Source organism: Marinarcus sediminis (SeqCode) (assembly GCF_048571275.1).
GTDB classification, from domain to species: domain Bacteria; phylum Campylobacterota; class Campylobacteria; order Campylobacterales; family Arcobacteraceae; genus Marinarcus; species Marinarcus sediminis.
Map to the genome: position 1 here is coordinate 1,623,600 of NZ_CP182357.1, position 11,401 is coordinate 1,635,000.

Consider the following 11,401-nt stretch of genomic DNA (forward strand, 5'->3'; position numbering starts at 1 on the left):
AGTAAATGATAGATTTAATATTAAATTATTTAAACAACAGTAGTGCCGTTACGATTACCGTACTGGTATTGCTGTCGTTTTATCTCATTCTCACATTTTGGATTTTTATATATCGGTTCATGGCGTTAAGTTCACTAGTAGACAGTGAAAAAAGAGCATTAGAAGCATTGGTTTCTAGGGAAACGATAACCATTAGTCCACTTTCAAGTTTAAGTAAATGCACATCTAAAACAACAAATCACTCTTCTGAAATTTTAAGTGCGTGTGAAATTTCATTGATCAGAGAGGCGAGCAGTGGTGTTTCTTGGTTGTCAATTATCTCTTCTACTTCACCCTTTGTTGGTCTGTTTGGAACAGTTGTTGGTATCTTAGAATCATTTGCAAAGTTTTCATCTCATTCAAAAGTAGGGTTTTCGATTATTGCACCTGCTATTTCTGAAGCTTTAGTTGCAACGGCAGCTGGAATTTTTGTAGCAATTTTTGCGTATACTTTTCATCAATTAATCGTACGAAAAATATATGAATTTGATACTTTTTTAAAGGCGCAGTCTAAAATCTTAGTTTCACGAGGATAATTGATTAATGTATGATTTTAATCAAAAGCCAGAATTAAATGTTACCCCTTTAGTTGATATTATGCTGGTATTATTGGCAATATTAATGGTAACTGCTCCTGTATTGGAGTTTGAAGAACCCATCAATCTTCCTAAAGGAAGTCAAACACAACAAGTACAACAAAATAAAAAAATAAATATTTATATCACTAAAAATCGACTTATTACCGTTAATAAAAGCCAATATAAGTTTGAAAACTTTCCCGACAGTTTTGTGTTATTTTCAAAAAATCAAAATCGTGATACACCTGTGCATATACGTGCAGATAAAACACTGTTATACGATGACATTATTTATGTATTAAAATCAGTCAAAGAGGCTGGTTTTTATAAAGTGGCATTAATTACTGATGGGTAATCCATGACAGACAAAAATTACTTTTATTTTTCAGGTTTTATTGCCTGTGGCTTTTATGTTTTGGTTTGTTTGCTTTTTTTTCTCTATTTACAAGCACATAATGTCAAAAAGTTTGATGCATTTTCAAAAGTGACGGTATTGGAATTAGAGATACTCTCCAACGATCAAACAGAAAAAACAGCAGAACAAGTGACCCCATCTGATGTCAAAAACAGTGATTTAGCTCAAGATATTGTGAAAAAATCAACATCAAAAAGTATAAAAGAGACAGCCAATGTTAAATCACTTTTTGCAAATGTATCGGTTAATTCTGATGATGTAAATAAAGAAGATGTTTTAAATGTTGAAAAAAATGCTGTTGCCAGTCGATTTAAATCAAAATTTGAAAAACAAAGAAAGAGTGAAAGCGTTTCTGTTTCAAAACTTTTAGAGAATGTAAAGCTAAAAACAAGTAAATTAACTTTCAGTGAATCAAAAAATCAAAATGACCCATATTATTCAAAAATTTATGAAATCATTTCAAGCAGATGGCAACCATCTTCGATTGTAGATAATCTATCTGCAAAGGTAGTGGTTACCATTTACAGCGATGGTAAGTTTGAATATACGTTTATCAGTGATTCAGGAGATGAAACATTTGATGCGTCATTAAAAGCTTTTTTAGACGAACAAACAACACTCACATATCCAACCCATGACAAGGGAAATAAAACCGATATTGAGATAATTTTTAAAGCAAAGGGATAAAATGAAGAGACGTATTATTCTGTATATTTTAATATATATGGCACTATTGACACATGCTTTTGCAATTGATGCAACCATGGAAATTATAAAAAAATCTACAAACTTACCAACCATTTCTGTCGGGATTTCAAAAGACAGCACGCAAAAAGCATTTTTACTCAAGATCAGAGAAATATTATCACAAGATTTGCAAGTCAGTGGTCACTTTGATGTAAAACAAGAAGTGTATGATGTCAATTTTAATGACAAACCCAACCTGCTGGATGCAAAAAATAAAAACATTGATTTGATTGTGAATTTAAATATTGAACAAAGCAGTTTTGGTGGATTATTGCTCTATGTTAAAATGTTTGATTCAAACAGTGGAAATTTGGTGATTAATAAATCATTTTCTACTTCAAAAGATGAACGATACCCTTTCTTGTCACACAGAACAGCCATTGCGATTAACGATTATTTAAAAGCACCTAAAATATCTTGGATGGACAAATTTGTGATTTTTTCACGATATATTGATGCCAAAGAGAGTGAAATAGTTATTTCAGATTATACGCTTTCATATCAAAAAGTTATTATTAAAGGGGGATTGAATATTTTCCCAAAATGGGCAGATAAATCTCAAGAGAGCTTTTATTACACCACATACAACAGAAATAAACCCACACTTGTTAAAGCCAATTTATATACCAAACAACGACAAGAACTTTTAAGCAGTGATGGAATGATTGTCTGCTCTGATATCAGCTCTGATGGCTCTAAAATCCTCTTGACCATGTCACCAGATGGTCAACCCGATATTTATATGTATGATACAAATACAAGAATTAAAACAAAATTGACCACCTATAAAGGAATTGATGTTGGTGGAAGTTTTGTTGAAAACGATTCAAAAGTTATTTTTGTATCTGATCGATTAAAATATCCCAATATTTTTGCTAAAAAAATCGATGGAAGAGGGGTTGAAAGATTGGTTTATCATGGTAGAAATAACTCTGCTGCGACAACTTTTAAAAATTATATTGTTTATTCCAGCAGAGAAGGGGACAATGAATTTTCAAAAAACAGCTTTAACTTATACTTGATTTCAACACAGAGTGATTTTATAAGAAGATTAACAACGACTGGAAGAAATCAATTTCCTAAATTTTCAAGTGACGGAGAGTCGATATTATTTATAAAAACATATGAAAATAAGAGTTCTCTTGGAATTGTAAGGCTTAATTACAATAAGTCATTTTTGTTTCCTCTAAAAAGTGGAAAACTGCAATCAATTGATTGGTAAAAAGGGCATTAAAAAATCAAATGGGTTATTATTGCATTAACACGAAGATTTAGTTTAAGTTTGGTTACATTTTGTAATTGAAATAGTTCCTACGTAAAGGGTACTTAAGGTATAATAGTGTAGAATTTTTTAAACTCAAAAGGAGATATATATGAAAAAACTTGGGATATACTCGTTTTTAATTGCTGCAATTTTACTTACAGGTTGTAGTCAAAAAAATGTTGAAATGGATGCTAATGCAAAAAATTCAGACTCTACGCTGGATAAAGTAGAGGGTAATGGTGCTGCAAATCAAGAGATGATGAACAGTGAATCTATGGACAGTGCATCAAATGGTATTTATGCAATGATTGATGGTAAAAAAGTATTTTTAGAATCTGTATATTTTGCATTCGATAAGTTCGATTTATCTCCATCAATGAGAGAAATTACAAAATCAAATGCAACTAAATTATCTGCGTATGCTGGAAAAATTAAAGTTGAAGGTAACTGCGATGAGTGGGGAACTGATGAGTATAACTACGCATTAGGTTTAAAAAGAGCAAAAGCAGTTAAAGATGCTTTAGTCGCGGATGGTATTGATTCTGCAAATATCTCGTTAATCAGTTTTGGTGAAAGTAATCCAGTATGTACTGATAAAAATGCTGCTTGTTGGACAAAAAATAGAAGAGCTGAACACAGACTTCTACCGTAATTAAATGAAGAAAATAACTACTTTTTTATTATTCAGCACCTTAGCGTTCTCAAATGAGATCTCAGTCTTCGGTGCTGGTAATTTGGACTCAAAACAACCTTATGGACTTACTTCTACCGAAAAACATATTTTAAAAAACAAGACAGAACTGAACAGTATTGATACAAAAGTTAAAGATGTAAAAAATACAATAGAGTCAATCAGTGAAAGAATTGATGGTCTTGAATCAATTTATGAAGGTGACAGTAAAAAATTAAATGGTGCTGTTTTACGTATCAATGAATTGCTTAAAAAAGATGAATTACATGATCATGATATTGCAAATATAAAAAATGTTACCAATCAAATTTTAACCATTCAAGAAGAGAATACAAAAACAAATAAAACCAATTTAGACAACTTAAAATTAGCAATAGAGAAGTTAACAACATTGGTCAATACAATTAATGCCCAATATGTTTCAGATAAAGAATTAAAATCAAATATGGCACAATTTGTGACACTCAAAGAGTTTGAAACGTTCAGAAATAAAGTGTTAAATATTAACCCTCAAGAAACAGAGAATAAAACCGATTTAAGTGATGAAGATAAAAAGTTATCGAATGCTGAACTCTTGGATAAAGCCAAAGAGTATTTCAAAAAAGATTACTTTACAAATGCCATTCCCATTTTTGAAAGTTTGATTACAAAAAACTATAAACCTGCTGAATCAAATTTTTATTTAGGTGAAATATGGTATTATCGAAAACAATATAATGATGCAATAGTAAATTTTAAACAATCTGCAATGTTATATGATAAAGCTTCATATATGCCGAAGCTTTTATTGCACAGTGCAATTTCTTTTGAAAAAGTGAATGATTTAAACAATGCTGCGAGTTTTTATAGCACTTTGATTAATGTCTATCCCAATTCGCCAGAAGCGCGTACTGCAAATAAAAATTTAATTAATATAAAATGATAGGAGAACATATAATATGTCAAAAGTAATAGGAATAGAGTATTCTTTAAAAGATGCAAACAGTGGTGAACAATTAGATGCTAACGTAGGTCAAGCACCGTTAGAATTCGTAAGTGGAAAAGGTCAAATCATTCCAGGTTTAGAGAGTAAATTGGTTGCAATGGCTTTAAATGAAGAAGCAGATGTTTTAGTAGAACCTGCTGAAGCGTATGGTGAGTACAATGAAGAAGCTGTTCAAACATTACCAAAAGAGCAATTTGCTGGTATTGAATTAAGTGAAGGTATGGTTTTATATGGTACTGGTGAACAAGGTGAAACGGTACAAGTTACTGTTAAATCATTTGATGACGCTGAAGTTACAATTGATTATAATCACCCAATGGCAGGTAAAACATTGATGTTCTCAGTTGCAATTGTTTCTTTAAGAGACGCAACAGAAGAAGAGATTCAAACAGGAGTTGTTGGTGGAATGGCTTCTGGTGGATGTTGTGGTGGTGGTCATGACCACGGTTCATCTGAAGGTGGTTGTTGCAGCAGTGAGGAAAAAGCTCCTGAAAAGCATGGTCACTCACATGGTGGTTGTGGTTGCAGCCACTGATTCTTTTACACTCGTAAAAAAGATATATTTTGCCCAAGAGCTTTTGCTTTTGGGCAAAACTATTTATAAGAAACAAACCTGTTTTTTATAAATAGTTTTAATTTTAAAACTAAAAAATCAATTATAAGGTATGAATTTAATGAAAAAAATTGCATTTATATTTCCAGGACAAGGAAGTCAATCAGTGGGAATGGGTAAAGATTTTTTTGAAAACAGCGCTGTTGCAAAAGAGATGATCAGTAAAGCAAGCCAAAGACTGGGAATCAATTTTGAGGAGTTGTTATTTACTGAAAATGAAAATCTTTCAAAAACTGAGTTTACACAACCTGCAATTTTACTTGTCAGTTCAATTGCAATGGCAATATTCAAAGAGAAATGTGATATCAAACCTGAGTTTGTATTAGGGCACTCTTTAGGTGAATTTTCTGCCTTGGTTGCAAGTGGTGCAATTGATTATTTAGATGCAATAGAGTTAGTACATAAAAGAGGTCAATTTATGACTGATGCGTGTGCTGGTGGTGGTGCAGGAATGATGGCATTGGTAGGAATGGATGATGCAACCGTGGAAAAAGTATGTGAAGAACAACAATCAAAAGGTAAAAAAGTTTGGCCAGCAAATTATAATATGGATGGACAACTTGTACTTGCAGGATTAAAAGCCGATTTAGAGAGTTTGGTTGATACTTTTAAAGAAGCCGGTGCTAAAAGAGCAATTGTTTTAGATATGTCTGTCGCAAGTCACTGTGAGTTGTTAAAACCAGCAGTTGAAAATTTAAGACCTTATTTAGATGAGTATGTTCAAGATACATTTACAACATCTGTGATTTCAAATGTAACAGCCACAGCTTATAATACAAAAGAAGAAGCAGTTGATTTATTGTGTAAACAATTGATTTCACCGGTTAAGTATAAACACTCAATCGAAGCAAACAGTGCCAATGTTGATATGCTCATTGAATTTGGGAATGGGATTGTTTTAAAAGGTTTAAACAGAAAAATCACAAAAGTGCCTACACTTAATGTAAGTGATATGGCTTCTTTGGAAAGTACATTGGTGGCGTTAAATGACTAAATTAGCCGTAATGGGAGCAATGGAAGAGGAGATTGAACCTCTTTTAGAATATTTCAGTGATATAAAAGTAACAGAATTTGCAAAAAATAAGTATTATGAAGTATCTTACAACGGTTTAGATATTGTGATTGCTTACTCTAAAATTGGAAAAGTCTTTGCCAGTTTAACGGCTTCAACATTGATTGAAAAATTTGGCTGCGATACTTTGTTATTTTCTGGTGTTGCTGGTGGAATTAATCCAGAACTTAAAATTGGGGATTTAATTATTGCAAATCAATTGTGTCAACACGATTTAGATATTACTGCTTTTGGACATCCTCATGGATATGTTCCTGGTGGTGCTGTTTTTGTTGAAACGTCAAAAGCGTTAAATGCCATTGCAAAAGAGGTGGCAAAAGAGAAAAATTTAAAAGTGATTGAAGGAATCATTGCGACGGGTGATCAATTCGTACACTCAAATGAGCGAAAAGAGTTCATAGAAAATACTTTTAAAGCAGATGCCTTAGAAATGGAGGGTGCAAGTGTTGCTGTTGTATGTGATGCATTAAACGTACCTTGTTTTATTTTAAGAGCCATTTCAGATACTGCAGATATGGATGCTGGATTTGATTTTGATGAATTTTTGAAATCATCTGCAAAAAACTCTGCCAATTATTTAATCGAAATCATTAAAAAACTCCAAAAATAACTCAAAAATAAGTATACTGGAAACAGTATACTTACTCATTTATTATACAAAAACGCTAAATCGAATGAAAAGTAATAAAACTTTACAAATTTAAGTAAAAGTTAAGAGGAGGGGCTTGACAAAGGGTAAAAAATTGTCTATAATTCCCGTCCAATTTCAGAGGAACTGGAGATAAGTTCTGAAGGGATTAAGTTCTTTAAAATAAATGGTTAGAGAAGATATAATCTTTGTAAACCGAATATATACTTAAAACAAAAAGAAGAATAGAAGAATTCTTCGTCTAAACAATGAGTGATAATTTTGTAATAAAATACAAAAATGTCAGTTTCAAACGAACATAATTTATGGAGAGTTTGATCCTGGCTCAGAGTGAACGCTGGCGGCGTGCTTAACACATGCAAGTCGAACGAGAACGGATTTAAGCTTGCTTAAATTGTCAGCTAAGTGGCGCACGGGTGAGTAATATATAGGTAACGTGCCCTAGAGAAGAGGATAACAGTTGGAAACGATTGCTAAGACTCTATATGCCTTTATCACAAAAGTGAGCAAGGGAAATATTTATAGCTCTAGGATCGGCCTGTACGGTATCAGTTAGTTGGTGAGGTAATGGCTCACCAAGACAATGACACCTAACTGGTTTGAGAGGATGATCAGTCACACTGGAACTGAGACACGGTCCAGACTCCTACGGGAGGCAGCAGTGGGGAATATTGCACAATGGACGAAAGTCTGATGCAGCAACGCCGCGTGGAGGATGACACATTTCGGTGCGTAAACTCCTTTTATATAGGAAGATAATGACGGTACTATATGAATAAGCACCGGCTAACTCCGTGCCAGCAGCCGCGGTAATACGGAGGGTGCAAGCGTTACTCGGAATCACTGGGCGTAAAGAGCGTGTAGGCGGGTTAATAAGTTTGAAGTGAAATCCAATGGCTCAACCATTGAACTGCTTTGAAAACTGTTAACCTAGAATATGGGAGAGGTAGATGGAATTTCTGGTGTAGGGGTAAAATCCGTAGAGATCAGAAGGAATACCGATTGCGAAGGCGATCTACTGGAACATTATTGACGCTGAGACGCGAAAGCGTGGGGAGCAAACAGGATTAGATACCCTGGTAGTCCACGCCCTAAACGATGCACACTAGTTGTTGCCATGCTAGACATGGCAGTAATGCAGTTAACACATTAAGTGTGCCGCCTGGGGAGTACGGTCGCAAGATTAAAACTCAAAGGAATAGACGGGGACCCGCACAAGCGGTGGAGCATGTGGTTTAATTCGACGATACGCGAAGAACCTTACCTGGCCTTGACATAGTAGGAACTTTCCAGAGATGGATTGGTGCTAGCTTGCTAGAACCTACATACAGGTGCTGCACGGCTGTCGTCAGCTCGTGTCGTGAGATGTTGGGTTAAGTCCCGCAACGAGCGCAACCCTCGTGATTAGTTGCTAACAGTTCGGCTGAGAACTCTAATCAGACTGCCTACGCAAGTAGGAGGAAGGTGAGGACGACGTCAAGTCATCATGGCCCTTACGGCCAGGGCTACACACGTGCTACAATGGGGTACACAAAGAGCTGCAATACGGTGACGTGGAGCAAATCTCAAAAATGCCTCCCAGTTCGGATTGTAGTCTGCAACTCGACTACATGAAGTTGGAATCGCTAGTAATCGTAGATCAGCAATGCTACGGTGAATACGTTCCCGGGTCTTGTACTCACCGCCCGTCACACCATGGGAGTTGAATTCATTCGAAGCGGGGATGCTAAAGTAGCTACCTTCCACAGTGGATTTAGCGACTGGGGTGAAGTCGTAACAAGGTAACCGTAGGAGAACCTGCGGTTGGATCACCTCCTTTCAGAGAAGACTTAAGTCATTTGTTTGACTTAAGCACAAATAAGTATATGTTCGGTTTATAAAGATTATAGAAGCCATGGATTGTAGAGACCAAATATAAGTTTTACAAGAGGGTAAGATTTATATTTGGTTTGTAAAAGGATCAAAAGTTATTTAAAAACATAATGTTAAAAGTCTTTAATTTTTCCATATGAGTAGAAGAAATTCTGTTTGTATAAGAAAGAAAAAAAACACAACTTTTTTATTAAATATGTAATGTATTTAATAAGATAGTAGCCAAGGAATAATTATTCAAAAAAGGTGAAGTAATTTAATTACTTTATTATCAAATAAGCTATTAAGGGCTAATGGTGGATGCCTAGACTGTAAGAGGCGATGAAGGACGTATTAGGCTGCGATAAGCCTCGGGGAGCTGCCAAAGAGCTTTGATCCGGGGATTTCCGAATGGGGCAACCCAATATGGTGAGAGCTGTATTACCCTGCGGGGGGCGAACCTGGCGAAGTGAAACATCTCAGTAGCCAGAGGAAGAGAAATCAAAAGAGATTCCCAAAGTAGCGGCGAGCGAAATGGGATTAGGGCAAACCCAATGCTTGCATTGGGGGTTGTAGGACCAAGATGTGAGACTTAAGAGAATAGATGAGTAAGTTGGAAAGCTTAAGCATAGAAGGTGATACTCCTGTAATCAAAATTCTCAAGAGCTCTATTGGTATCCTGAGTAGGACGGAACACGTGATATTTTGTCTGAATCTGGGGGGACCACCCTCCAACCCTAAATACTACTTACAGATCGATAGTGAACAAGTACCGTGAGGGAAAGGTGAAAAGTACTCCAGCGAGGAGAGTGAAATAGAACCTGAAACCATTAGCTTACAATCATTCGGAGCCCTATGATTTATCAGGGTGACGGACTGCCTTTTGCATAATGAGCCTGCGAGTTGTGGTGTCTGGCAAGGTTAAGTCAAGTACGAAGCCGTAGCGAAAGCGAGTCTTAATAGGGCGAATTAGTCAGATGCTGCAGACCCGAAACGAAGTGATCTATCCATGGGCAGGTTGAAGCTGGTGTAAGAGCCAGTGGAGGACCGAACCGATGGGCGTTGAAAAGCCCCCGGATGACCTGTGGATAGGGGTGAAAGGCCAATCAAACTTCGTGATAGCTGGTTCTCTCCGAAATATATTTAGGTATAGCGTTGTGTCGTAACATATGGGGGTAGAGCACTGATTGGGCTAGGGCTGCTTACCGCGGTACCAAACCCTGTCAAACTCCGAATACCATATGTGTAATCACAGCAGTCAGGCGGTGGGTGATAAAATCCATCGTCGAGAGGGGAACAACCCAGACTAACAGCTAAGGTCCCAAAGTCATATCTAAGTGGAAAACGATGTGGAGTTACTGTGACAACCAGGAGGTTGGCTTAGAAGCAGCCATCCTTTAAAGAAAGCGTAACAGCTCACTGGTCTAGTGATTCTGCGCGGAAAATATAACGGGGCTAAGATATGCACCGAAGCTTTAGACTTGGATTTATCCAAGTGGTAGGAGAGCGTTCTATTCAGCGTTGAAGGTATACCGACAAGGAGTGCTGGAGCGGATAGAAGTGAGCATGCAGGCATGAGTAGCGATAATTAAGGTGAGAATCCTTAACGCCGAAAACCCAAGGTTTCCTACGCGATGCTCGTCATCGTAGGGTTAGTCGGGTCCTAAGTCGAGTCCGAAAGGGGTAGACGATGGCAAATTGATTAATATTTCAATACCAACAATTAAGCGCGATGTGGGGACGCATAGAGTTAGTCGAGGTCACTGATGGAATAGTGGCTCGAAGGATGTAGGTTGATACTTAGGCAAATCCGGGTATCGTTAGACCGAGATCTTACAGGCCGAATAATCCTTTCGGGGAGCATTTGGAATCGATGATACTGTCGTGCCAAGAAAAGCCACTAAGTATATTAATTGTTGCCCGTACCGTAAACCGACACAGGTAGGTGGGATGAGTATTCTAAGGCGCGTGGAAGAACCCTGGTTAAGGAACTCTGCAAACTAGCACCGTATCTTCGGTATAAGGTGTGCCTACTATTGTATATGGACTTGCTCCAAAAAGCGATAGAGGTTGCAACAAAGAGTCCCTCCCGACTGTTTACCAAAAACACAGCACTTTGCTAACTCGTAAGAGGATGTATAAGGTGTGACGCCTGCCCGGTGCTCGAAGGTTAACTGATGATGTCAGCGTAAGCGAAGCATTTGATTGAAGCCCGAGTAAACGGCGGCCGTAACTATAACGGTCCTAAGGTAGCGAAATTCCTTGTCGGTTAAATACCGACCTGCATGAATGGCGTAACGAGATGGGAGCTGTCTCAACCAGGGATCCAGTGAAATTGTAGTGGAGGTGAAAATTCCTCCTACCCGCGGAAAGACGGAAAGACCCCGTGCACCTTTACTACAGCTTGACACTGTAGCTTGGATATTCATGTGCAGGATAGGTGGGAGGCTTTGATTACTAGACGCAAGTAGAGTATGAGCCATCCTTGAGATACCAC

The 11,401-nt window shown here is 36.9% G+C and carries 9 protein-coding genes and 2 rRNA genes (1 of these 11 running past the window's edge); all 11 read left to right on the top strand.

Annotated features, from left to right (window positions below; all coding sequences use genetic code 11):
- Positions 1-5 precede the first annotated feature (5 nt).
- Positions 6-575, top strand: coding sequence for a MotA/TolQ/ExbB proton channel family protein (locus ACNI3C_RS08175; RefSeq protein WP_419769328.1), 570 nt, complete (start codon positions 6-8; stop codon positions 573-575).
- Between the two features lie 7 nt (positions 576-582).
- Positions 583-972: a biopolymer transporter ExbD gene (locus ACNI3C_RS08180; RefSeq protein WP_419769329.1), complete on the top strand. Its 390-nt coding sequence runs from the start codon at positions 583-585 to the stop codon at positions 970-972.
- A 3-nt stretch (positions 973-975) separates the two neighbouring features.
- Positions 976-1,719: an energy transducer TonB gene (locus ACNI3C_RS08185; protein WP_419769330.1), complete on the top strand. Its 744-nt coding sequence runs from the start codon at positions 976-978 to the stop codon at positions 1,717-1,719.
- Position 1,720: 1 nt separating this feature from the next.
- Positions 1,721-3,001: a Tol-Pal system protein TolB gene (gene tolB / locus ACNI3C_RS08190; RefSeq protein ID WP_419769331.1), complete on the top strand. Its 1,281-nt coding sequence runs from the start codon at positions 1,721-1,723 to the stop codon at positions 2,999-3,001.
- 151 nt (positions 3,002-3,152) lie between these two features.
- A complete protein-coding gene (locus tag ACNI3C_RS08195) occupies positions 3,153-3,695 on the top strand; it encodes an OmpA family protein (protein WP_419769332.1) in 543 nt (180 codons plus the stop codon).
- Between the two features lie 82 nt (positions 3,696-3,777).
- Complete coding sequence (locus ACNI3C_RS08200; RefSeq protein ID WP_419769333.1) at positions 3,778-4,656, top strand: tetratricopeptide repeat protein; 879 nt, start codon at positions 3,778-3,780, stop codon at positions 4,654-4,656.
- 16 nt (positions 4,657-4,672) lie between these two features.
- A complete protein-coding gene (locus ACNI3C_RS08205; protein ID WP_419769334.1) occupies positions 4,673-5,254 on the top strand; it encodes an FKBP-type peptidyl-prolyl cis-trans isomerase in 582 nt (193 codons plus the stop codon).
- A 139-nt stretch (positions 5,255-5,393) separates the two neighbouring features.
- On the top strand, positions 5,394-6,326 hold the full coding sequence (gene fabD / locus ACNI3C_RS08210) for an ACP S-malonyltransferase (protein ID WP_419769335.1): 933 nt from the start codon (positions 5,394-5,396) through the stop codon (positions 6,324-6,326).
- On the top strand, positions 6,319-7,014 hold the full coding sequence (locus ACNI3C_RS08215) for a 5'-methylthioadenosine/adenosylhomocysteine nucleosidase (RefSeq protein WP_419769336.1): 696 nt from the start codon (positions 6,319-6,321) through the stop codon (positions 7,012-7,014). Before fabD ends, ACNI3C_RS08215 begins: the two co-directional genes overlap by 8 nt.
- A 341-nt stretch (positions 7,015-7,355) precedes the next feature.
- Positions 7,356-8,872 (top strand): 16S ribosomal RNA (locus tag ACNI3C_RS08220).
- 326 nt (positions 8,873-9,198) lie between these two features.
- Positions 9,199-11,401 (top strand): 23S ribosomal RNA (locus ACNI3C_RS08225); it runs 710 nt beyond the window's last position.
- Together the 16S and 23S rRNA genes form the textbook arrangement of a ribosomal RNA operon.

Bases quoted from the DNA above. Each gene is read 5' to 3' on its own strand.
- fabD (WP_419769335.1), top strand. From the start codon at position 5,394: ATGAAAAAAATTGCATTTATATTTCCAGGACAAGGAAGTCAATCAGTG.
- ACNI3C_RS08180 (WP_419769329.1), top strand. From the start codon at position 583: ATGTATGATTTTAATCAAAAGCCAGAATTAAATGTTACCCCTTTAGTT.
- ACNI3C_RS08175 (WP_419769328.1), top strand. From the start codon at position 6: ATGATAGATTTAATATTAAATTATTTAAACAACAGTAGTGCCGTTACG.
- ACNI3C_RS08215 (WP_419769336.1), top strand. From the start codon at position 6,319: ATGACTAAATTAGCCGTAATGGGAGCAATGGAAGAGGAGATTGAACCT.
- tolB (WP_419769331.1), top strand. From the start codon at position 1,721: ATGAAGAGACGTATTATTCTGTATATTTTAATATATATGGCACTATTG.
- ACNI3C_RS08205 (WP_419769334.1), top strand. From the start codon at position 4,673: ATGTCAAAAGTAATAGGAATAGAGTATTCTTTAAAAGATGCAAACAGT.
- ACNI3C_RS08195 (WP_419769332.1), top strand. From the start codon at position 3,153: ATGAAAAAACTTGGGATATACTCGTTTTTAATTGCTGCAATTTTACTT.
- ACNI3C_RS08185 (WP_419769330.1), top strand. From the start codon at position 976: ATGACAGACAAAAATTACTTTTATTTTTCAGGTTTTATTGCCTGTGGC.